This window comes from Sphingobacterium corticibacterium (assembly GCF_004208525.1).
In the GTDB taxonomy this organism is placed as follows: Bacteria; Bacteroidota; Bacteroidia; order Sphingobacteriales; family Sphingobacteriaceae; genus Sphingobacterium; species Sphingobacterium corticibacterium.
Window position 1 is genome coordinate 1307961 of the sequence record NZ_SGIT01000001.1, and the last position, 23000, is coordinate 1330960.

General features: G+C 41.5%; 18 protein-coding genes. 10 read left to right on the forward strand and 8 right to left on the reverse strand.

Features of this window, described 5'->3' with window-relative positions; translation table 11 throughout:
* Positions 1-18: 18 nt before the first annotated feature.
* The 6 genes from thiM (at position 19) to EWE74_RS05440 (ending at position 4124) form a co-directional block, all read left to right on the forward strand.
* Positions 19-819 carry a hydroxyethylthiazole kinase gene (gene thiM, locus EWE74_RS05415; protein ID WP_130140468.1) on the forward strand — a complete coding sequence of 267 codons (801 nt, stop codon included), beginning with the start codon at positions 19-21 and terminating at the stop codon, positions 817-819.
* Entirely contained in the window at positions 816-1451 is a 636-nt protein-coding gene (gene thiE, locus EWE74_RS05420) for a thiamine phosphate synthase (RefSeq protein WP_130140469.1), read from the forward strand. Before thiM ends, thiE begins: the two co-directional genes overlap by 4 nt.
* Positions 1448-2281 carry a bifunctional hydroxymethylpyrimidine kinase/phosphomethylpyrimidine kinase gene (thiD, locus tag EWE74_RS05425; protein ID WP_130140470.1) on the forward strand — a complete coding sequence of 278 codons (834 nt, stop codon included), beginning with the start codon at positions 1448-1450 and terminating at the stop codon, positions 2279-2281. Before thiE ends, thiD begins: the two co-directional genes overlap by 4 nt.
* Positions 2268-2933: a thiaminase II gene (gene tenA / locus EWE74_RS05430; protein WP_130140471.1), complete on the forward strand. Its 666-nt coding sequence runs from the start codon at positions 2268-2270 to the stop codon at positions 2931-2933. The genes thiD and tenA overlap by 14 nt, the downstream gene beginning before the upstream one ends.
* Before the next feature lie 64 nt (positions 2934-2997).
* Positions 2998-3459 carry a SpoIIAA family protein gene (locus EWE74_RS05435; RefSeq protein WP_130140472.1) on the forward strand — a complete coding sequence of 154 codons (462 nt, stop codon included), beginning with the start codon at positions 2998-3000 and terminating at the stop codon, positions 3457-3459.
* Positions 3460-3746: 287 nt separating this feature from the next.
* Positions 3747-4124 (forward strand): DUF1304 domain-containing protein, encoded by a 378-nt coding sequence (locus EWE74_RS05440; RefSeq protein ID WP_130140473.1) that lies wholly within the window; start codon positions 3747-3749, stop codon positions 4122-4124.
* 14 nt (positions 4125-4138) lie between these two features.
* Here EWE74_RS05440 and EWE74_RS05445 read toward each other — a convergent pair whose 3' ends face one another.
* The 7 genes from EWE74_RS05445 to EWE74_RS05475 form a co-directional block, all read right to left on the reverse strand.
* The gene (locus EWE74_RS05445; RefSeq protein WP_130140474.1) at positions 4139-4717 is read right to left on the reverse strand and encodes an RNA polymerase sigma factor; all 579 of its coding nucleotides are present in this window, start codon (positions 4715-4717) and stop codon (positions 4139-4141) included.
* A gap of 105 nt (positions 4718-4822) precedes the next feature.
* Positions 4823-6319: a sialate O-acetylesterase gene (locus EWE74_RS05450; protein ID WP_130140475.1), complete on the reverse strand. Its 1497-nt coding sequence runs from the start codon at positions 6317-6319 to the stop codon at positions 4823-4825.
* 10 nt (positions 6320-6329) lie between these two features.
* On the reverse strand, positions 6330-7826 hold the full coding sequence (locus EWE74_RS05455; protein ID WP_130140476.1) for a hypothetical protein: 1497 nt from the start codon (positions 7824-7826) through the stop codon (positions 6330-6332).
* A 27-nt stretch (positions 7827-7853) separates the two neighbouring features.
* The gene (locus tag EWE74_RS05460; protein ID WP_130140477.1) at positions 7854-8807 is read right to left on the reverse strand and encodes a hypothetical protein; all 954 of its coding nucleotides are present in this window, start codon (positions 8805-8807) and stop codon (positions 7854-7856) included.
* A 3-nt stretch (positions 8808-8810) separates the two neighbouring features.
* Positions 8811-10307, reverse strand: a complete 1497-nt coding sequence (locus EWE74_RS05465; RefSeq protein ID WP_206365146.1) for a RagB/SusD family nutrient uptake outer membrane protein — start codon at positions 10305-10307, stop codon at positions 8811-8813.
* A gap of 10 nt (positions 10308-10317) precedes the next feature.
* Positions 10318-13566 (reverse strand): SusC/RagA family TonB-linked outer membrane protein, encoded by a 3249-nt coding sequence (locus EWE74_RS05470; RefSeq protein ID WP_165384651.1) that lies wholly within the window; start codon positions 13564-13566, stop codon positions 10318-10320.
* 380 nt (positions 13567-13946) lie between these two features.
* Positions 13947-15152 carry a FecR family protein gene (locus tag EWE74_RS05475; RefSeq protein WP_130140479.1) on the reverse strand — a complete coding sequence of 402 codons (1206 nt, stop codon included), beginning with the start codon at positions 15150-15152 and terminating at the stop codon, positions 13947-13949.
* 171 nt (positions 15153-15323) lie between these two features.
* On the opposite strand from EWE74_RS05475, the gene EWE74_RS05480 reads away from it, so the two are divergent.
* The gene (locus EWE74_RS05480; protein ID WP_130140480.1) at positions 15324-16346 is read left to right on the forward strand and encodes an LLM class flavin-dependent oxidoreductase; all 1023 of its coding nucleotides are present in this window, start codon (positions 15324-15326) and stop codon (positions 16344-16346) included.
* A 2-nt stretch (positions 16347-16348) separates the two neighbouring features.
* On the opposite strand, the gene EWE74_RS05485 is transcribed toward EWE74_RS05480, so the two are convergent.
* Positions 16349-17707 carry a sulfatase-like hydrolase/transferase gene (locus EWE74_RS05485; RefSeq protein ID WP_130140481.1) on the reverse strand — a complete coding sequence of 453 codons (1359 nt, stop codon included), beginning with the start codon at positions 17705-17707 and terminating at the stop codon, positions 16349-16351.
* A gap of 159 nt (positions 17708-17866) precedes the next feature.
* On the opposite strand from EWE74_RS05485, the gene EWE74_RS05490 reads away from it, so the two are divergent.
* From EWE74_RS05490 to secDF, 3 genes are all read left to right on the forward strand, one after another.
* Positions 17867-19081, forward strand: a complete 1215-nt coding sequence (locus EWE74_RS05490; protein ID WP_130140482.1) for a DUF763 domain-containing protein — start codon at positions 17867-17869, stop codon at positions 19079-19081.
* A gap of 206 nt (positions 19082-19287) precedes the next feature.
* Positions 19288-19845 carry a YiiX family permuted papain-like enzyme gene (locus EWE74_RS05495; protein ID WP_239018565.1) on the forward strand — a complete coding sequence of 186 codons (558 nt, stop codon included), beginning with the start codon at positions 19288-19290 and terminating at the stop codon, positions 19843-19845.
* 136 nt (positions 19846-19981) lie between these two features.
* On the forward strand, positions 19982-22990 hold the full coding sequence (gene secDF / locus EWE74_RS05500) for a protein translocase subunit SecDF (protein ID WP_130140484.1): 3009 nt from the start codon (positions 19982-19984) through the stop codon (positions 22988-22990).
* Positions 22991-23000 lie beyond the last annotated feature (10 nt).

A 23000-nucleotide genomic window follows, 5' to 3' on the forward strand; every position in this document is an offset into this window, starting at 1 on the left:
ATCTAAAAATAAAGTCTAATGGAAAAAACACTCTGGAAACACATCCAAACAGTAAGAAAACAGTCACCTCTGGTACATAACATTACCAATTATGTTGTAATGAACAGTACAGCCAACGCTTTGTTGGCGATAGGTGCATCCCCTGTAATGGCTCATGCCAAAGCCGAGATTAAAGACATGGCTACTATCGCAGGTGCGCTACTGGTCAATATTGGTACTTTAGACGAATATTGGTCAGAAGCTATGCTGATAGCTGTTGAAACAGCACATGCATTGAATAAACCTTGGGTGCTTGACCCTGTTGGTGCAGGAGCAACTCCTTATAGAAATCAAATCATCCAAAAATTATTGCAGTACCGCCCGACGGTAATAAGGGGAAACGCTTCCGAAATTTTGGCTATTGTGAAATCCAACGCTCCTGCTACCAAAGGAGTGGACAGTACTGCTTCGAGCATGGATGCAGTTCAGGCTGCCCGTAATCTCGTGAGTCAATATGGCTCGGTCGTCTGTATTTCGGGAGAAACCGATATTATTGTAGATCAGAAAAACCAAACCCTACTCCTAAAAAATGGCCATCCTATGATGACTAGGGTTACCGGTCTCGGATGCACGGCATCAGCATTGACGGCTGCTTTTGTTGCCGTAACGGAAGATAAAACAGAAGCTACCGTTGCTGCAATGGCTTTACTTGGAATAGCGGGAGAACTTTCTGAAAAGCAATCTCATGGCCCAGGAAGTTTACAAATGAATATAATAGACAAATTATATGCTATGACAGAAGTGGAGTTTGTCGAACAGCTTAATGTTTCAAGAGAATGAAAAGACAATGCTCATTCCCTTACAAACTTTATCTGGTAATCTCGGAGTCGGATTGTAAGGGCCGAAATTTCCTTGAAGTAGCAGAACAGGCTATTTTGGGCGGGGTAGATATCATCCAGGTGAGAGAAAAAAAGGATGACATAGATACATTTATCCGCAAGGCTCGCCAACTAAAAGAAATGACCGATAAATACCGGATTCCGCTCATCATTAATGACAATCTTGAGGTTGCAAAAAAGGTTGACTCAGTGGGGATACATGTAGGAAACAATGATGTACCCCCTGTTGAAATCAGAAAACAATGGGATGACACCAAATATGTGGGGTACTCCATCGAGTTTCTGGAACAATTGGAAAATGAACAAGCAGCTGTTTCTGATTATCTGGGCATCAGTCCCGTTTTTAGCACACCTACCAAAACAGATACCGTTACTGAATGGGGGCTTGAAGGCGTTGCGGAGATAAGGCGACTAACCGATAAACCGTTGGTAGCAATAGGCAATATTCATCTGTACAATGTAAAGTCGGTAGTGCATGCCGGCGCGGATTGTATTGCCGTGGTTTCCGAAATATGCGGTGCGACGAATCCACAAAAAGCGGCTTATGAATTAAAAAATGAAATCTTAAGATGAAAAAATACAAATATCCAAGTGTATTAACGATTGCCGGATTTGACGGCAGCGGCGGCGCGGGAATTCAGGCAGATATTAAGACTATTTCTGCCTTGGGCTGTTATGCTACATCTGTGTTAACTGCCCTGCCCGTACAGAACACGCAGGGCGTTAAAAGTATATTTCCGATTCCTATCGAAGCAGTAGCAGAACAATTAGACACTATCATGGAAGACATCGTGCCTGATGCCATAAAGATAGGAATGGTACATACTCCTCACCTTGTTGATACCATCGTCGCTGTATTGGAGAAATATCCAGACATCCCGGTGGTTTTTGATCCTGTCATGGTCGCTACCAGCGGACACCGTCTTATCGAAGAGCAAACCATTGACGCAATCATTAAAAAACTTCTTCCACTTTCAGCGCTTATTACCCCTAATATGGACGAAGCAGCCATTATTGCTAAAATGAAAGTCGAAACCTTAAAAGATATGGAACTCGCCGGCAAGAGCATAAAGCAATTGGGCGGTAAAAATATGCTGCTAAAAGGAGGTCATCAAAAAACGGAGACGATTACTTCTCTCTTATTGGATGAAGAAAACAACTGTCATTCTTTTGAATTTAACAAGATTGAAACCAATAATACACACGGTTCTGGATGCACCTTATCCTCCGCCATTGCGTCGTATATGGCTCAAGGCAAAGAATTATTTGAAGCTGTAAAGCTCGGACAACAGTATGTTTTTAATGCTATTCAATCCGGTGCCGATACGCAAACCGGAAAGGGAAACGGTCCGTTGAATCACTTTTTTAATCCTCAAAAACTCCTTAAAAATGAAATGGTCTGAACAGGCATGGAAATCGATAGAAGCAATTTATTTGTCTATCCTCAAAATGCCTTTTATCAAAGAACTATCCAATGGTACACTCCCCCAAAACAAGTTTCAGTTTTATATGATGCAAGACTCCTTATATCTGGAACATTTTGGACGAGCACTTGCTTTAATCGGAGCCAAAGCCGACGACATTATTGATGCTCTAACTTATATGCGTTTTGCAGAAAATGCTATTGTAGTCGAGAATGCATTACATGAATTTTATTTTATGGATTTTGGAATATCTGACAAAGGAAGTATTCAACCTGTCTGTCATCATTATATTCATTTCTTAAAGAGTACGGCTGCATTTGAAGTCGCTGAAATTGCCATGGCGGCAACTCTTCCTTGTTTTTGGATTTATAAAAATGTCGGAGATCATATCATAGCGAATCACCGCTCTTCCGATAATCCTTACCAGAAATGGATTCAAACCTATGGCGGGGAAGATTTTGCCTTGGCCGTAAAAAATGCCGTTGCTATTTGTGATCGAGTAGCCGAAAGTGCAACAGCATCCACGAGAACGCGAATGACAGAAGCATTTATTACGGCTTCTCGTATGGAATATAAATTTTGGGACGCTGCGTATAAATTGAAAACATGGGAATCGGAATCGGAATTGTAATTGATTTAATTTACTGAAACATTTTCTCCTTTCCAATTGTTAGCTTAAAAACAAAAGGATCAATATGTTAGAAAAAATAAACGATCTGCCCGAACATGTTTTCGGAGTGAGAGCTAAGGGCGAAGTGACAGGCGAAGACCTCAAAACGGTACTGCTACCTGGTCTGGAAGAGCTGTCTCATAAGTTTAATAAAATCCATTACCTGCTGGTGTTGGATACCGATGTAAAAAACTTTACCACATCAGCATGGATACAGGATATGCTGGCCGGTATAAAACATCTTTCGGAGTGGAAAAAAATAGGTATTGTGACCGACCAAAAAGGTGTTCGAAAATTCACCGATATGTTCAGTGTAGTAGCTCCTGGGGAAGCCCGGGGATTCCGGCACCATCAATTGAAACAAGCAATCGCATGGGTATCGGCCGAAGATGGTCAAACTAAGGCTAAAGTACAACTATCATTTAAAAAAATTGCCATGATCACTTTGGGGGCGGTATTGATAGCTCGACTTTTCAGGAAACGGTAATCAACAACAAAAGTTAGGGTCATTTTGTTAAGAGATGTTAAATACACATCGCGATGATACGAAAGGCATGCAAAATGCTGTTATAATAGTACTTCATAATTTAGGTTAATAATTGGTTAGTTAGTAGAAATCCTGAAGCTCCCCGCTTCAGGATTTTTTTAATATGGCTTAGTCGGCATAGACTCCAACTAGGACTAAATCAGAACTCATTAAATATTTTGGCAACGTAAAAAGGATGGAAGAATAGAAAAAAAACTATAAATTAGAGGTATTAATTCTTTGAAAATATGTTACATATAATTGCTATAATTTTGACCATACTTGTCACTATAGAACATGTATATATTCTCTGGATGGAGATGTTTGCATGGGAAACCGCGGGTAAGAAAGCTTTCGGAAAGTCACTACCTCCTGAATTATTCAAACCAACAAAAGGATTGGCGGCAAACCAGGGACTATACAATGGTTTTCTGGTTGCAGGATTGGTATGGTCATTTTTAATCAATGATCCGGTATGGTCATTTAATGTACGGGTATTTTTCCTAGGGTGTATTATAGTTGCTGCTATTTACGGAGGAGCTACTTCTTCCAGAAGTATCATCGTTAAACAAGGGTTGCCTGCCATCTTTGCAATGATTTTTGTATTACTGGCATATTATTTATAAAAACTCCAATTATTTTATTGGCAGACCAAACAGCAGAAAAACACATAAACAAGAACGTTCTTACTTTTAAAAATTTGCTTTAGGGTAGATATCGCTTTTGACCGTGCAAAATATACGTTGCTCTGTGTCGTATGGAGTTGGGCACAGATTTCATCCACATTAAGACCTTCTAAGTACGTCATTTTGAATATGGCAGCCTGTTGCTCGGGTAGTTTTTCTAATTCTGCAATCACCAACTGGATTAACTCGACGCGGATTATCCTGGTCATGACATCATCGTCTGCCATTGCCATTTCTTCTTCTATCTCTACGTCTGAATATCTTCTATATTGTGGGGAATCAAGGTAGTCGTAACAGGCATTACGCGTTGTAATAAATAAAAAGGCTTTTATATTAGATTCCTTTACCACCTTATCCCTTCGCTGCCAAAGTTTAAAAAATGCATCGGATACAATTTCTTCAGCTATCTCTTTATTCCGGATGATGGAATGGGCAAAGAAACGTAATTCCTTACCATATCTAGTCATCAGATATTTTAGAGCAGATTCCCTGCCATTTTTAAAATCTTGAAAATATCCAATGTCGTTTTTCATGGAAAGCTTAATCTAGGTTCACAACGAGCTAACTGCTAAATATAGCAAAAATTTGATTGGAAGCATTGGACTCCAATCAAATTTTTTCTTTGTTGTTTTTTGCGTCTATCTCTCTTCCTCCGGGTCTGCCCAAGCATACGTTTTGAAAACACTAACGGGTAATCCGCTGTTGCTTACCAGATTGCTGATCTTGGTATAGCTCCACCCCAGTCTCGCCGCTAGAGGATTGGGCACATGAGATGATGTCAACATGATCTTGTTGCCGACAATCACTGCATCAGCAGGATAAAACACTTTATCCACACCCGCTATCTCAAACTGTGAAGGGTTCAAACCATCTTTGGTTTTCAATCCTGTGGAAGCAAATTGAAAATCAATGACCAACTTGTTGCCATCAACAGTAAATCCATCAAAAATAGGTGAACGGTCGCCGTCTGCTTTTTTATAATGCGCTGCTAATGCTAGATATGCAAATCTCAGTCCCACATCTTTTTTATTCTTAGGATGAACATCATCTAAATCTGCAATATCATCATTACAGATAATACCACTATTTGCTATACGTTTGCTAGCTTGAAGCTGTGCAAAGCGCATATTTGGGTTAGCATAATTCGTCTGGAAATTATACATACGCTTGTATGGACAAATTTGTGCAATGTAAAAAGGGAAGTCGTTGGCTTCTTTGTTCCATAGGGCTCTCCAGCTCTCGGCTAATGTTTCCAGCAAGTCGGGATAATAAGAAGGATTGTCCATGTTGGCCTCTCCTTGGTACCAAATAGCCCCTGCGATGGGGATTTCGCGTATGGGATAAATCATCGCGTTGTACGCAGCGCCAATTTTGTAAGGTGAGAATGGATCTGCCCGCGGTTGTTTGTCTTGCAGCAATGCAAATTCCCTTACAGATGGGGTGGCGAGTACAGCACTACGTTCGGCCCATACCTCTCCGGTAGTATCACCCCAACTTGCGTTGATAATACCTATCGGCACCTGAAGAGACTGACGCAACTGCTTAGCAAAATAGTATCCAACTGCGCTAAACCACTCCAAAGAGCTGGGGGAACATTTCTGCCAGGTGGCATTCCATTTATCGGTAGGGACATCGGCCTGCACCTGTGGTAGATTCAATAAACGAACCCCATTGGAAGCATCTGCTTTGACTATCTCATCCAACCCGCCTAGTACCTCTTTCATCGGGTACCACATATTGGACTGCCCGGAACATAACCACACTTCTCCAATCAAAATGTCATTAAATTCCAAACTATTTTTTCCGGAGATCTTGATCGTCTGTGCTTCAAAACTCCCGGCGGGTGTCCGAATGGATTTGGACCATCTCCCGTCCTGATCGACCTCAACCTCGTGTATGTCCGCCTTATTCCAGCTTGTGGTAATCGTAACATACTGTCCTGGAGTACCCCGCCCAGCTACAATAAAGGGACTATTTTGCTGTAATACCATATTCTTTTGAAGATTGCTATTAACTTCCAATATAGCAGACGCAGCTTTGTCAGATGGTGTAGGGATATCCTGTCCGCCTGAATCAGAACACCCGAAAACAAACATCCAACAGCATAACCCAAAGAAAATCTTTCTATTTATCATATTTTGTTTGTTATTGCATCGTGGTAATCAATATAACGGAACGACCTGGTAACTGAACCGTGAAAGCATCATCTTGATGCAGATCGATATCCTCAACGCTGTTAGGGATAGCAAATCCTTTGCTATCTTTCGCGCCTTCGAAACTGGCCCCATCTCCCGCTATATACTGATATACTTTTGCGCCTTGGAGATGTAAACGTTCTTCGGCTTTCAGATGAAGGGTATAACTTGAAGCATGGGAATTTACCAAAGCGATAGTAGTGCGTCCGTCTTTCTTGGCACTGACAGCTTGTAAACCTTTTTTTTCAGGAACATCAACCGGATAAATCGTGCTTCCATTTGGAAAATACCGACATAATAAAGACATGGGATAAAACCATGGACGAATAGCCTCGTCTGCCGAGCTACCAAATTTTTCTTCGCCGAATATATTCCAAAAGCCCCAGCGCTTTAATTTATCACCATTATCACTATACATGGCATCATCCATATTCCATAGGATCACGCCATCGTATCCGGCGAGCATATTCTGTACCACGGCATCAGCTACATCCACGCCATAAAAAGCATCATAGATCATCATGTTGGAGTCATCTCCCGCGAAAGGGTCGTCTGCAATCCGGGCTACATTGGTTATCCCATGCGCGGAATTTGGATTGTACTTGAACCCGAGTTCGCCCATGATCATCGCCTTGCCGTCAGGAACAATACTGCGATAATGTGCAATCACTTTACGATAGGAACCGCCTTTGACCTGATCGTCGGTAGGATACGAATGGATATCATAGGCCTGTATCTTATCTCCGAAATAAGCAGCCGGACGTGTAATCCAATCGCTTAAGCTCGTATCATTCCAGATAGCGACGTCTGGCGCAATGACTTCTATACGATTGTTCAGCCCCTTGGCCTCCATCAAGGATAATAGCTGTTCATAGGTGCGTTGCCAGAGGCTATAATCTCCTCCAATAGAAGACCAATCTCCTGCGGGCTCATTACACATATTGTAATACTTAAGGCAAGTATAGCCTCGTGTATCTAGTAAATATTTTAAAAAATCGGTAGAGCGTTCCAACCAAGCTGCGTCGACTTCACCATTTGGTAAGGCTTCTTCTCCCCATTCGCCATACATGACCTGTATACCATTCTCCTGGCAAAAATCCAGAATCCTAAATAATACGCCCTCGCTTATCGCTGGGGAATAAACCCCATTTTGATAATAATTCCATCCTTGGGAAGCCATGATCCGCACTAAACCAGGCCGTAGAAATTGTACCCGTTCTTCCAGTACTTCCCAATCTTTTGCATTGAAAGTGGAGGATCCTGTCCAACGTAAGATATTATCATATCCGCCCCACTGTGGGCCGATACCAACAAAAGGAATAGCACTTACCGGTGTGGACCGGATGATGAGATCATTGTTTATATTCTTTGGATTCATCGACGTATCTTGACAACCAAATGTTGCACTGATAAACATGACTAAACAGATAACGATATGTATTTTCATTTTATTTTCGTTTTTGAGATTTGTGGTCTATTCTGAAATTTTCTTAATCTGTACCCAGTACTTTTTTGCATTCTCGACAAATCTTTCTCTGTCTTTATAGATATCGATCCATATGAACGTCTGTTCGAGTTCGAATTCGAAAGCTTTGTCTTGTATGGTTATGGAATTGTTATAATCGTCAAGTGTGATAGTCCCGCTGCCTATTAACTTCGCTGTTGATACTAAGGATGCGGAGGAGAAACTAATCGTTCCTTGTTTGGAATTTCGTTTCCAGTTACCTTCACCAATCGGGATTTTCCGGTACTTGCTATTGACATTGATGGGAATCTTAGCCCCATCAGGATCATCTATAAAAGTAAAATCAGCATACCCTTGATCCGGGCCGGCGTGATTGATGACCTTACCGTAAGCATCTCCATCTTCGGTAATGCCCTCTAACGTAAAAGTCAATGTATTATCATACTCTGCAATAGGTCCTGTCCCATCCGTGTTCCAATTCCAGCTGCGCTCGGCCATACTGACATGGGCTGCGGCACCACCATACTCCGGCCAGGCACCACCATACACGGATAATGTCGATATCTGCCAGGTACCGACCAACTCATCAGAGAATGGAATATAAGATATCTTCCAAACCCTATCCTGCCCAGATTTTGAAGTCACTTTGATCTGGGCGGTCTGCTGATCGTCAAAAGTCAACACTTGGTCCTTGATTACATCTGAAGATGCGCCGTAGGACAATTCGAGCTCTTTGATCTTTATGCTTTTGGAATCGCCAGCAGTTTGGTTATACATGAAAGTGATCAAACCATTCTGGTTCTCATCTCTTCTGATTGTTGCGTTTCCAACTTGATTCTCAAAGGTAATAAGAAGAATAGCCCGCTCATTGTTCCATTCCTCGTTACGTATCTCTTTCATCAAATCTTTTTGACAAGAAACGAGCGTAAACATCATCAAAACTATTATCAATTGTGTTTTCATAATTTAAATTCTTGGTATATTGGGATTGAGATCTAGTTCTTTTTGCGGAATAGGATAATAAGCCGCTTGCTCTTCGGAAATCCCTGAAGCGGCAGCGCGCGGATCTGTATTAACAACCACTGCCTTTCGTCTTAAATCGTGCAACCTCTTGCCTTCAAATGCAAGCTCAAAGCTCCGCTCGTTGAACACCGCATTACGAAAATCGGCGAGATTTAAACTTGATGGCAGATCGTCCAATCCTGCGCGATGACGTATCGCGTTGACCCAATGATATCCCTCCTGTGTAGGACCAACTGCTTCGGCATATATAAGTGCAACTTCTGAAAATCGAATTAAAAATGGCCGTGTACTGGATTTGACGCCTACAAAGTCTGGGTCTATATATTTTCGTGTCAAAAAATAATCATTTAGTTCTGAAGCACTTCCGTCTTCCTTCGTATAGAAACGCTTCGCCATTAACTCGGTCTTACGTTTATCGGAAGCATCGAAACTATTTGCAAACAATTCGGTGGTCATAAATACACCCCATCCCATATTAGTCGATTTGGTATAGGTTCCATCTGGATTGGCAAACCACAAACTTGTACCATTCTTGTAGGGAATGAACATCTTGTCTATGGAAGAGAAATTACCCTCGTCTACGCCGCTTTTGTCCATAGACATGATAAAAATATGTTCAGGGCCATCCGGTTTACGGGTATCATAGATACTAATCAGATCTGGCGACAAGCCATATGTAGATTGATCATAGAGCACCTTTCGAGACCATTCTGCAGCGTACTGATACATCTGTGCAATATCCTTGTTCATTTCCTTATAACCGTTAACCTGATTTTCCTTGGAAGAAGCAATGCTGAGGTATACTTTAGCTAACAGAGCCTGTGCCGCTACTTTGTCTACTCGCCCTACGACCCGTCTGACAGACATTCTTTTTTCGGCTTCCAAACAGTCATTTATAATAAAATCGTATAATTCATCAAAATCTTTAGGCATAGGTGCTATCGTCTGTAAAGCAGATGTAATAGATCCTTTATGAAGGGGCACTAATCCATAGATTTGTATAAGATGATAATAATTCCAGGCCCGTAGAAAGTAGGCTTCGCCTAATATACTGGATTTAAAGTCTTCGCTAAGATTACTATTTATAACATTGTCGATGACTGCATTGGCTCTATTTATAGCAATATAGCAGTATTTGTAATAGAGTTCCAATTGCTCATTCTCACGAAATAAAGCATAGTCCCAACGATTGATCTCCTGCGAACCAAAACCCTCCTCGCCTTTTACATCACAGCTTTCCGTAGCTAACTCATTAATATAGAATATAGCCCGTACGTACTCATTGTAGGAAAAGGTATTGTAAGCATAAAAAAGAGCTGATTCGGCATCTTCATTTGTTTTGTAAAAATTTTCTTCTGAATAGAAACCATAGGGTTCTTCTTCAAGATCGCATCCCATAAACATGGAGCATATGATCAATAATATTAAATATCTGTACATATCAAAAATTTTAAAATGTAAAATCAACACCAAACGAGAACATTCTCAACTTCGGATACCCTCCACCATAGCGCCCATTGAGGCCTACCTCTGGATCGTATCCCTCGAATTTTGTGAATGTATAAGGGTTTTCTGCATTAATGGAAATCCGCGCCTGCTTTACCCATTTTTGATTTTCTAATGGAATACGGTAGCCAACGTTAACATTTTGAATACGCAGAAAACTGCCATCTTTTATAAACCAATCGGACGTATAATGTAATCTCCCCTGTCTCACGCTTGGATATTCATTACTCGGATTATCGGGGGTCCACCTCAAGGGAACGTACAATGCGGAATTGTACATACCACTCCATAAAACGTCATTACCAAATACGCCGTTAAGAAATATATTCATATCCAAGTTTTTATACCGGAGATTGAGGTTTAAACTTGCCATAAAATCGGGATTAGGGTCGCCTATCACCGTTCGATCTTTGGTATCGAATACGCCATCCTGACTAAGGTCTGTGTAAAGAAACTCGCCTGCTCGTGCTTCCGCACCGACTAATCCTGCAGCTTCCCCCTCCCTGTCCGATTGAACAATACCATCCACACGATAGCCGTAAAATACATTTACAGGTAAGCCTACCGCCAAAATATTTGGTGAAGGTTCTCTAAAGGGGTCCATACCGCCACCGTAATATTCATAATAAGTGTCTGATAAAAAGTCTCGATTAAGCCCGGAACTGATAGCATTTCCCAGGCTGACTACTTTGTTGACGTTTCTGGAGAATATAAATGTACCTGACAGTTCCCAATCTCGCTTGCGGATGATATCTCCATGAAGTGTAAGTTCTATACCTTTGTTATTAATTTCTCCATCATTGACCCACATACGATCATAACCTGAACTCAGTGTTAAGTAGCGTTCCCGCAACAGATCAAAGGTATTTTTACTGTAATAATCTACCGTCACCCCTAGCCTATTGTTGAAAAATGAAAAGTCTGCACCGAAATTGTATTGTGCCGTCGTCTCCCAACGCAAATCTTTATTGGGTATACCTCCCCATTCCTTATACCGCCCACCTACGCCTGTATAACCGATGACATATCCGGGCCCTATCGCAGTGCTCCATCCCCCATCGGTATAAAATGTTTCAATACCATAACGGCTCAATGTCTGATAGGGAGAGATACCTTGGTTACCGGATATGCCATAACTCGCTCGCAGTTTAAATTCATCAAATAGATTTAAATCTTTTATAAACTGTTCTTGATGCAGCTTCCAGCTAACTGCTCCAGATGGGAAATAGGCCCATTTATGGTTTGTACTGAATTTGGAAGAACCGTCCGAACGCATCGTTAACGTAAGAAGATACTTGTCTTTGAATGCATAGTTTAAGCGTCCAAAATACGAGAGTAGTTTCGTCTCGGTCTGCCCATTACGATGTCGATTGAGCTCCGGTGAGCCCGATGCCATATTTTCGTTATTCAAGGCACCATTCTTAAAATTATACGACTCCATTGCCGAGCTACGAGCAAGGGAATATTCATAGGAATGCCCAAGCATGGCGGTGAGATCGTGGTTTTGCTTGAATAATTTTTGATAAGTCAAATAGGTATCTGCCGTATACACCTGCCCCATCCAATTATCTAAATATGCTGCACCTTTATTATTTGTGCCCGTTTCGGTATATCTATCCGGCTCGAAACGATCCTGTATAGAAGCACCGTATTTATAATTAAGCTGCGATTTGAGGCTCAGCCCGGAGATCAGCTGCAGATCCAATAGCCAGGAGGAAATGATGTCAGTTCCTTTAGCGGTATTTTTACGATTGTCTGTCCAAGCCATAGGATGACTGTAATCCGCATTTCCTTCCAAAAAATAACTTCCATCTTCGTTGTATACTGGCCATAAAGGGTTCCGCCAATAAGCTAATCCGGTATTGGTACGACGATTGTCTTTAGAAAGATTGTTAAACGCACTGATATTTAAATATTTATTAAATTGATGTCTAATATTCGAACTCACAATCTGTTTACCGTAGTTATCTCTGATGTAGGACCCTTGTTGTAAAAGGTTGTTTGCACTCAGGTTAAATGAAGTTTTGTCATTTGCGGTTGCCAGCGATATCGTCGATGTGTTGTTGACTGGATTATCCCTGAATACAACTTTAGACCAATCTGTAAAATGTGGCCATGCACCGCTCTGAATTTCATCAACAGCGGGAAAGTATATACCTGTTGAGTTCACTGCTCCAACGTAAAGCGGTGGCATATTGCCGTTAATCTTGGCCTCGTTGTCCAGTTGGGCCATTAACGCGGGATCCGTCCATTGGATAAACTCGGATGTGAATTGGGATAAAGTCGTCTGATGCTTAATACTAATATCGGTCTGCCCGTTTTTAGCTTTCTTCGTTGTGACCATAATGACACCATTCGCTCCCCGAGATCCGTATATGGATGATGCGGAAGCATCTTTTAGCACCTCGATCGATACAATATCGGCTGGGTTAATCTGTTTGAGGTTACCTGCATCGCCAATAGGAAATCCATCTACCACAATCAATGGTGAATTAGAGCCCCGCAAAGAACTTCCTCCGCGTATGCGGACAGTAGTGCCTGCGCCAGGATCTTGCGAAGTCTTGACTATTTGAAGGCCGGCAGCTCGTCCTTGCAATAAACTTTCGATGGAGTTTGCGGGAATATCTTGGATATCCTCGGTTTTTACATTGGTCATCGAGCCCGTTAGATCTTTCTTTTTTATGGTGCCATATCCAACAACAAGCACCTCATCGAGGTTATCCATAGACTCTTTCAACACCACATCAATTATATTACTGTCCTCGACAGGTACTTCTTGTTTGTCATATCCAACCATGCTGAAGAGTAGCATCTCGCTCTCAAATGATACCGGAATACTATAATTCCCTCCTTCATCCGTGGAAGTTACTTTGGAGACTTGTACCGTACTAACCGTTACACCTCGAATGGGCTGTCCGTACGCATCAGTAACTTTGCCGTTAATAATGCGTTCTTGCTTTTGCATCGTTGTCGTTAGAGATGGTGTTGTGGAAGCTACCTTTTTTTCGATAGGAAGAGGCTTTAGGATGATCGTTCCAGCGCTAAGCACCCAGCCTACAGGTTGATCTCGCAAAATTTCTTCCATAGCGCGTTGCAATTCCATGTTTTGCACATTGGCATTTACGGACAATTTTGCAAGCTCCTTTCCATACAGGAAAAAGGGATATCCCGATTGATCTTGCACACTCTTCATAACCTTTGCTAAAGGCTGATTATGTGCGCTAATATTAATTTTCTGGGCTGAGCTGTGATGAGCCAAAACCTGGAAAACAGTTAAAAACGTAATACATACTGCTAGTTTCATAACCAGAATACATCGGAATGCTAAAGGCCAAACTCGGTCTTTAACATATTCATAAAAAATCATAAGTTTGTATCGTTTGATATTGTTAAAAAATAAGGTGACTAAACTGATTGATTAGCTTATCAAACTTTCCGGATAGAGTGGCCGCTCTATCCGTTTTTTTTAAGCTATCAAAAAGGATGTGATCCAGGATCAAAAATGTGTGTATAGCATCATAATTATATTATATAGGTGAATAAATTGCGTAATTCGGTTGTGAGTTAGTAGAATTAAAGCGAAACAATTAGCCTTTTTTGATCTCCATTTTTTTCTATGTTGAATGTTACGCCCCCTTCTTTAAGTATGGCGAGCACTTCGGATATTTTTTTTGTTCTACTAATTTCCCCGTAAAAATAGGTTAGCTTATTGCTCCCCTTGTAAATAACCTCGATGTCGTACCATCTACTAATTTGTGCCATAGCGTCCGATAGAGGCGTCTCATTAAATACAAATTTATTGTCTTTCCAAGCGGCAAACTCTTCTACATTAACATTTGTCTTTTTCAATTCATTGGCTTCGTAAATACCTTGCTCTCCTGGTTTTAATTTCATATTTCCTTGGGATGTTTTTAACAAAACCGATCCTTCCACTAAAGTCGTCGTACAGCTGATTTCATCGCCGTAAGCTTTTAAATTAAACTGGGTTCCCAGCACCTCTATCGTCTGCGTTGCAGACTTTACCAAAAATGGGACATGCCCGGATTTGTCTTCTATTTTTGCAACATCAAAATAGGCTTCACCTTCCAATTCAACAACGCGTGACTTTGGCGTAAATCTAATTGGATATTTAAGCTTTGAATCAGCATTAAGCCATACAACCGTACCGTCTGATAACGTGACTTGGTATTTTCCTCCGCGAGGAACTGATATGGTTACCACATCGGTATTTTGTAGGCGCCCCGCTGTAACTGCTGCACCATCGGCATAAGTAAGCTGACTTCCCATAACGATTCCTTCTTTCTCGCCACTCAATTCAACAATGCGTCCATCTGCCAGTGTCAGGGAGGCTCTATCTTTACCAGGTTCAATATCTATCATTGCTTCTATGTTTTCTCCGTTTGCCGGAGAAGTCACGCTTTCTCTATAGTGATACACCCCTATACTAAATAGTGTAATAATTAATATAGCCGCAGCATATGGAACAAGATGTCTGTATAACCTTAAATTGATCTGGCGCCGGGATTTTTTAGATTGAGATATCTTTTGTAATACACTATCTTCTAGACGGCTATTCCATACTTCCTGATCTAAAAATTCTAATTCAAACCAAATGCAAATATCTTCCCACAAGAGGTCTTCGTGAAGAACACGGTGCAGAAACTTACTACGCTGTTCTGATTTTTCTGCCCAAGAATGCAGATCGTCGCGCTCTTGCGGCGTAATATCACCATCTAACATTTTTTTGATAAGATCTGTTATTTCCTCTCTATTGGTCATTATATAATATTCTATAGGTTACAGGATAGAAACGGTAGAAAATGAAGTACCTTAGTAAAAAAAGAAAATAAATTGCAAACATGTATTTAAAACTGCCAAATCCTGATGATGAGTCGGATTGAAACCGTTTATTTTTCTTATTTTAGTACGTCATCAATTCGTTATAGCGTCATGAAAAAAATAGGCTTTTTATCTTTTGGTCATTGGGCAGACCTCCAGGGATATGGTACTCGTACCGCAGGCGACACTTTGCTTCAGTCCATTGATCTTGCCATAGCAGCGGAAGAAATTGGTCTAGACGGAGCTTATTTTCGTGTACACCATTTTGCCCAACAGTTGGCTTCGCCTTTTCCCCTATTGGCCGCAATAGGCACCAAAACCCATAAAATTGAAATTGGCACTGGGGTGATTGACATGCGCTACGAAAATCCGTTATACATGATCGAAGACGCCGGAGCGGCCGATCTAATTTCAGGTGGTCGTTTACAATTGGGTATTAGCAGAGGATCGCCCGAACAGGTAATCGACGGATGGCGCTATTTCGGATATGAGCCGGCTGAAGGTGAAACGGATGCCGACATGGGCCGTCAAAAAGGATTAGAATTTCTTGAAAAGCTAAAGGGAATTGGGTTTGCCCAGCCTAATCCGAACCCCATGTTCCCAAATCCGCCGGGTCTATTACGGCTAGAACCCCATTCGGAAGGTCTGCGCGACCGTATCTGGTGGGGAGCAGGGTCGAACGCAACTGCCATCTGGGCTGCTCAAGAAGGCATGAACCTCCAAAGCTCTACGCTGAAAGATGACGAAAGTGGAAAACCGTTTCATATACAACAAGCAGAACAGATCAGGCTATTCAAAGAAACGTGGAGAGAAGCTGGACATACGCGGGAACCCAGAGTATCCGTAAGTCGTTCGATTTTTGCGTTGGTGAACGATCAAGATAGATATTATTTTGGGCATGAAGCTAGTAGAGAAGACAAAGTCGGTATGATTGAACCCAACAAACGGGCTATTTTTGGACGAAGTTATGCCGCGGAACCGGATCAACTGATTAAAGAACTGGCTATGGATGAAGCTATTCAGGAAGCGGACACGTTGCTCTTGACCATACCCAATACCTTGGGAGTTGATTACAACGTGCATGTGCTTTCTTCCATCCTAGAACATGTGGCCCCTGGACTGGGATGGCGATAACGTTAAAAACACGGTAATGCTTGCCACCATGACAACAGCTTTTCGCTAAACTTTACAACCAAATCAGGGTGTTGTTCGGCAATATTGTTAGATTCACTTCGATCTTGCGCTAGATCGTAGAGTTCTATACCGGACTTATCCTGATTCATCAGAAATTTCCATGACCCTTCCCGGTAGGCTAAGGCAGGGCTACGGTTTGGCGCTTGTGGAAAGTTAAAAAATGTATTATTACGACCATACTCCCATATGAGTGGATTTTTCCGCGGGGATGCCTCGCCGTGCAAAACCATCGCTCTATTTTCACCGTCAAACAGCTCATCAACCTCTAGGTTGCCTCCTGCAATATCTACCAATGAAGGCAGGAGATCTAGGGCTGAAACAATGGACGAGCTATCGACCCAGTTTTGCGCTATTTTCGCTGGCCAACGGACAATAAAAGGCATATTGATCCCACCTTCATATAATGATAACTTGGTTCCTCGCAAACCTGCTGATCGATCTTGTCTAAAATTAGGAAGCGGCCCGTTATCACTCGTAAAAATTACCAAGGTATTTTCGTCAACGCCCAATTCTTTTAAACCATCCATTAACCTTCCCAGTTGTTTGTCAAATTCTTTTAGAACCGCTTCAAAACTCCGCTCCTCTCCCGGCTTACCAGGATAGCGTCCGGTTTCATCATCTCCAGCTACCCAAGGCGTGTGCACATCATCCGTCCAAAGGTTGACATAACAAGGCTTGTCTTTATTTTCTTTCAGAAAAGACAATGTCTTATCGACAAAATATGCTGTACGATTCCAGCGTTTTATACTATCTTGATCACTCCAAATCCAGTCTGTCGCTGTTATAGCCGGATCTGGATCCGGACTTTCATAGGTACCTGCCCAAGCATCAAATCCATATTGATCAAAATTTGGTGCATTGGTAACATCACGTCCACCACCCAAATGCCATTTACCAAAGTGCCCGGTAGTATATCCTTTCGCTTTTAATAATTTAGCGAGCGTCGTGATATTAGGATCCAAGAAATCCACTTGTTCCTTTCGCTTATTATCTTCGCGTGTATTCAAAAAAGTCGTGAAATGCAGCTTTGCAGGTGATTTTCCGGTAAGAATGCCGGCTCGCGATGGTGAACAAACCGGAGATGCGCTATAATAATTTGTCAATCGCCCCCCTTCAGCAGCAATCTTATCAATGTTAGGCGTATTGTATTTCCCAAAATAACAACTGATATCCCCTATTCCCAGATCATCAGACAAAATCAAAATAATATGGGGACTCCGGTTTTCTTGCGCGATTCCGTCAGAAGCAGATAATAGAAGTAATCCGCATAATAACAATTTGGAACGTAAATACATGTACATCCTGCTAGGGTTTAAAATTGTTCTGTGACAAAGTAAAAAATTGTTTTTGATAAAAAAACACCAATGCTATTCAAAAAAAAGCATTTTTGTGTCAAAATATTGATACGACATATCTACGTGCGTTATTTTATTTAAATTCGAACTAAATAATTTAGCAAAATGAAGCGATCTGGAACAGCAGACTTACCGTTGCATTATGGTAAAGTTCCTCCCTGGTTATATGAACGCATGTCCTCTTTGGGGTTGTCAATAATCGAAGCAATCTTGATCGATTATGGTAAGGAGGAAGTTTTACGGAAATTAGCTGACCCATTTTGGTTCCAGAGTTTTGGTGCAGTAATGGGAATGGATTGGCATTCTTCTGGCATCACTACTTCGGTTATGGGAGCACTAAAACGATCAATAAATCCCGTCGCTTCATCGCTTGGAATATATATCTGCGGCGGAAAAGGTAAACACTCACGGGAGACCCCGAAAGAGCTATTACAATTAGCTGACCGAACCGGACTGCCGGGAAATCAGCTGGTGTATGCCAGTAAGTTATCTGCTAAAGTGGATAATACAGCTGTTCAAGATGGTTATCAACTATACCTACACAATTTTATCGTAACCAACACCGGCAGCTGGGCGGTAATCCAACAGGGTATGCATAACCATGACGGAACTGCCAGAAGATATCATTGGCATTCAGACAATTTAAGGTCGTTCGTGGAAGAACCACATACTGGAATCAATGGTGTCTCGCAAGGATATATCTTGAATCTAACTGCAACGGAAGCTGCTTCCAACCGCCAAGGTATCCTCCATATTTCGCGTGAAAACTCGACAAAAACCATACAGGATTTTACACGTTTAATTTTGCCAGCGCATCACGATATACGCTCCGCTGATGTCGACCTTAAAAAATTAGGCGCATTGTTGTATGTGACACGGGAATTGCAACCTGACAGCTTTGAAGATCTTTTGATGCTACAAGGGGTTGGACCCCGAACGCTACAGTCTTTGGCATTAGTGAGTGAGGTAATTCATGGTGCCCCCTCAAGGTTTAAGGATCCTGCTCGTTTCTCATTCGCACATGGGGGCAAAGACGGACATCCTTTCCCCGTACCAATCGATATCTATGACGATAGCATACAGGTATTGCGGAAAGGCATTGAAAAATCTAAACTTGGGAATGCGGACAAATTAAAGACAATCAACAAACTGCACGAAATCGTGCTGCAAGCGGAAGCTAATTTCGCACCGAAATTTGATGTACAGCAAGTTATCGAGCAAGAGCGTAGAGATTCATGGAAATATGGTGGAAGGACGGTATTTGGGAAGGCAAAAAAGTCTTCTTCACATATGTCGGGTGGTCAACTTTCGCTATTTTAGCGACGAATCTGCTCTTTAGAGACCTAGCTATAAAAACAAAATCATCTAAAAAAACATATAATTGAAGGTATATCATGGAATTTATCAAAAAAAACGTAATACTGCTTCTCATAGTAGGTTTGTTATTCTCCAGTGCAGGCATCTATTACGACGACTGTTCATATAACAAAAGCAATCGAATGTCTGGGCATGCAAAAAAAAGCAGCATGCACACACAAGAGCAATCGCTGCAACCAGGGGATCTGATATTCCAAACCTCATTATCAGATCAAAGCCGGGCGATACAGTTGGCTACAGGATCTCGATATTCTCATTGTGGTATCATTTTCAAAGAAAAAGACCAGCTGTATGTTTTAGAAGCCGTTCGGCCAGTTAAACGGACACCATTGCACAAATGGATAAAACGTGGAAAAGATGAACACTATGTGATAAAACGTTTAAAAGAGGCTGAAAAAACACTAACAAATTCGGTAATCCAAGAGATGCAAAAGATGGGGCAAGCTTGGGAAGGAAAAGATTATGATACAGCATTCGGATGGACGGACGACAAGATGTATTGTTCTGAATTAATATGGAAACTTTATAACCGAACAACAGGACTTCAAATTGGCCAATTGGAACAATTGAAAGACTTTGATTTGAGCAGTGAAATAGTGAGGAACAAACTCACAGAACGATACAGAAATCATACCCCATTAAACGATACCGTTATTTCACCAGCAGCAATTTTTAACAGCAAACTATTAGAAACAGTTCAAATGTAATTTTTGTTTGCATAAGTATGCGAATTTGTTTTCTTTCTACAAAATTTTTATACCTTTGCGAATCTTGGTTAAGTATTATTAAGCTAAATCGCAAGTAAGATTATATAAACTATAAACAAATACACGAAGACAGACAATGCAGAGTAAAGGGCTGATTAAATTTTTGGTAGTAGTGGTGTCAATAGCATGCCTCTATTCCCTATCATTCACATTTGTTACAAGAAAAGTAGAACGAGACGCTGCGGAATATGCAAAAGGCGATATGGCCAAAGAAAAGGCATATCTGGATTCCATAGCTGGTGAGGAAGTTTACAATTTGGGGCTGGCTAAATTCACCTACCGGGAGGCGAAGGCACATGAATTAGCATTAGGCTTAGACCTTAAAGGTGGGATGAACGTCACGATGGAGATATCCTTGGATGAACTCATCAGAAATTTGGCAAATAACCCGAAAGATGAAAACTTCAATAAGGCACTTGAATCCGCTCTTCAAAAGAGTAAATCCGTAAACAGGAGCGTCGTAGAGCTCTTCATCGAAGAATATAAAGCTTCTGGGGCGGGTACACCATTGGCCACTTTCTTCGCAACAACAGATAATGCTTCCCTTATTAAAGGAACCAGCTCAGATAACGAGGTACGTAGCTTCTTAAATAAAGAAGCGGATAATGCTATCGAAAACTCTTTCAAAGTATTACGTACGCGTATTGATAAATTTGGTGTGGCTTCGCCAAATATCCAGATTCAACAAGGAACAAACCGTATTCTAATAGAGCTTCCTGGTGTTAATGACGAAGAGCGTGTACGTAATCTCCTACAAGGTTCGGCTAAGCTGGAGTTCTACGAAACACATGATAACTATCAGGTATATCCATTATTGGAAAACCTCAACAATATTTTAGCTAGCTCATTGAAATCCGCATCCCCTTCGACTTCGACTCCGGTTGTAACGACTACAAATGATTCGACGGCGAGTGACAGCGTTACCAATGACGACAATTTGTTAGCTAATTTAGGGGCTGCTCCTAAGGATAGTACAGACACTGCCGGAATCTCTGCAGAACTTGCGGCAAGTAATCCTTTGTTTGCGGTTTTGAACCCAGCTACTTATATGGAGCAAAATGGTCAGCCAAACCTAACTCCAGGTGCTATGGTTGGTATCGCCAATCTAAAAGATACCGCTCGTGTTAACGCGTATTTAAATCGTCCGGAAGTAAAAGCTAACATTCCAGGGAATTTGAAATTCTTATGGTCCGTGAAGCCGGAACAAAGAACACCTAACTTCCTTTCTTTATATGCTATCAAAACATCTGGTCCGGAAAATGGCGCTGTGTTAACCGGTGATGTTATTACCGATGCACGGGATGATTTTGACCAAAACAACCGTCCTGTTGTATCGATGAGCATGAATACGGAGGGTGCTCGCCAGTGGCGTAAGATTACAGCGCAAGCAGCACAGAATAATAGAGCCGCTGTTGCTATCGTATTGGATGGTGTCGTGTATTCGGCACCAAGTGTAAACGAAGAAATTCCGAACGGAAGCTCTTCTATATCCGGTAACTTCACCATTGAAGATACCAAAGACTTAGCGAATGTACTAAAAGCAGGTCGTCTTCCAACTACGGCAAAAATTGTAGAGGAAGCGATCGTAGGCCCATCATTAGGACAGGCTGCTATTGATGCGGGTGTCAACTCTTCGGTTATCGCTCTTATCGTGGTGATGATATTTATGGTTGCTTATTACAATCGTGCTGGTATCGCGGCTAACATCGCGGTATTATTTAACGTGTTCTTCCTAATGGGTATCTTGGCATCCTTAAACGCCGTTCTCACCTTGCCAGGTATCGCAGGTATCGTATTGACGATGGGAACCGCAGTAGATGCTAACGTTCTGATATACGAACGTATACGGGAAGAGTTAGGATTGGGTAAATCTATCCGGCAAGCCATTGCCGATGGTTATAAAAATGCGATGCCTTCTATCTTAGACTCACAAATAACAACCTTCTTAGTAGGGCTTGTGTTGTTCTTCTTTGGTAGTGGTCCGATCTTAGGTTTTGCTACGACGTTGATGATTGGTATTATTACTTCATTGTTTACGTCTATCTTTATCTCGCGTTTGATTTTCGAGTATATGCTATCAAAAGACTGGAAAATTTCCGTATCGTTTCCTTGGTCTGCAAATACATTGAAAAATGCAAATTTCCAATTCATCAAAAAGCGGAAAGTATTTTATGGTATTTCCATCATTGCTTCGATTATTGCTTTGGTGGCTATATTCACGAAAGGTTTCACCTTGGGTGTGGATTTCAGTGGAGGACGTACCTACACCGTAGCTTATGAACAAGCTGTCAATTTAGAAGATGTACGTCAAAACCTCGACGAAGTATTTGGTTTGACAACGGAGGTAAAGACCTTTGGTAGTGAAAACCAAGTACGTGTTACGACAACGTATCATGTAGAAGAAACGAGTGACGAGGCAGATGCGGAAGTATTGGCTAAATTGAACGAAGGTCTTTCGAAGATTGAAGGTAATGGTTACGAGATTCTCTCTTCTCAAAAAGTTGGTCCGAGTATCGCGACCGATATAAAAGATAGAGCGATATGGTCAGGGATATTCTCCGTATTGATTATCGCCGGTTATATTTTAGTACGTTTCCAAAAATGGCAATATTCTATCGGGGCAGCTATATCAACTATTCACGATGCGATTATCCTATTGGGTCTATTCTCAATTCTAGATGGCATTGTTCCATTCTCGTTAGACATTGATCAGCATTTTGTCGCTGCGATTTTGACAGTTATCGCCTATTCCGTAAATGATACGGTAGTTGTATTTGACCGCTTAAGAGAATATTTAAACAAACCCAATGCGCACAAAGAATACTTTGGTGATACGGTTAACAGCGCGATAAACTCTACGTTGAGCCGTACAATCATTACCTCATTAACGATTATCTTCGTGTTGGCTGTATTGTTTGTGTTCGGCGGCGAGGTTATCAGAGGATTTTCTTTCGCGATATTAATTGGTATCGTTGTAGGTACTTATTCCTCCGTATTCCTTGCGGCACCGACGGTCTACGATCTTCGGAAAAATACAAGTGCCGTCGAAGAAAAACCAGAAAAAGTAAAAGTTGTTACCCCATAACAGGACACAA

Excerpts from the sequence above, each read along its gene's own strand:
- EWE74_RS05440 (WP_130140473.1), top strand. The coding sequence starts at position 3,747 with ATGTTACATATAATTGCTATAATTTTGACCATACTTGTCACTATAGAA.
- EWE74_RS05435 (WP_130140472.1), top strand. The coding sequence starts at position 2,998 with ATGTTAGAAAAAATAAACGATCTGCCCGAACATGTTTTCGGAGTGAGA.
- EWE74_RS05470 (WP_165384651.1), bottom strand. The coding sequence starts at position 13,566 with ATGAAGAGTGTGCAAGATCAATCGGGATATCCCTTTTTCCTGTATGGA.
- EWE74_RS05455 (WP_130140476.1), bottom strand. The coding sequence starts at position 7,826 with ATGAAAATACATATCGTTATCTGTTTAGTCATGTTTATCAGTGCAACA.
- EWE74_RS05485 (WP_130140481.1), bottom strand. The coding sequence starts at position 17,707 with ATGTACATGTATTTACGTTCCAAATTGTTATTATGCGGATTACTTCTA.
- EWE74_RS05490 (WP_130140482.1), top strand. The coding sequence starts at position 17,867 with ATGAAGCGATCTGGAACAGCAGACTTACCGTTGCATTATGGTAAAGTT.
- tenA (WP_130140471.1), top strand. The coding sequence starts at position 2,268 with ATGAAATGGTCTGAACAGGCATGGAAATCGATAGAAGCAATTTATTTG.
- secDF (WP_130140484.1), top strand. The coding sequence starts at position 19,982 with ATGCAGAGTAAAGGGCTGATTAAATTTTTGGTAGTAGTGGTGTCAATA.
- EWE74_RS05445 (WP_130140474.1), bottom strand. The coding sequence starts at position 4,717 with ATGAAAAACGACATTGGATATTTTCAAGATTTTAAAAATGGCAGGGAA.
- thiE (WP_130140469.1), top strand. The coding sequence starts at position 816 with ATGAAAAGACAATGCTCATTCCCTTACAAACTTTATCTGGTAATCTCG.
- EWE74_RS05450 (WP_130140475.1), bottom strand. The coding sequence starts at position 6,319 with ATGATAAATAGAAAGATTTTCTTTGGGTTATGCTGTTGGATGTTTGTT.
- thiD (WP_130140470.1), top strand. The coding sequence starts at position 1,448 with ATGAAAAAATACAAATATCCAAGTGTATTAACGATTGCCGGATTTGAC.
- thiM (WP_130140468.1), top strand. The coding sequence starts at position 19 with ATGGAAAAAACACTCTGGAAACACATCCAAACAGTAAGAAAACAGTCA.
- EWE74_RS05495 (WP_239018565.1), top strand. The coding sequence starts at position 19,288 with ATGCACACACAAGAGCAATCGCTGCAACCAGGGGATCTGATATTCCAA.
- EWE74_RS05475 (WP_130140479.1), bottom strand. The coding sequence starts at position 15,152 with ATGACCAATAGAGAGGAAATAACAGATCTTATCAAAAAAATGTTAGAT.
- EWE74_RS05480 (WP_130140480.1), top strand. The coding sequence starts at position 15,324 with ATGAAAAAAATAGGCTTTTTATCTTTTGGTCATTGGGCAGACCTCCAG.
- EWE74_RS05460 (WP_130140477.1), bottom strand. The coding sequence starts at position 8,807 with ATGAAAACACAATTGATAATAGTTTTGATGATGTTTACGCTCGTTTCT.
- EWE74_RS05465 (WP_206365146.1), bottom strand. The coding sequence starts at position 10,307 with ATGTACAGATATTTAATATTATTGATCATATGCTCCATGTTTATGGGA.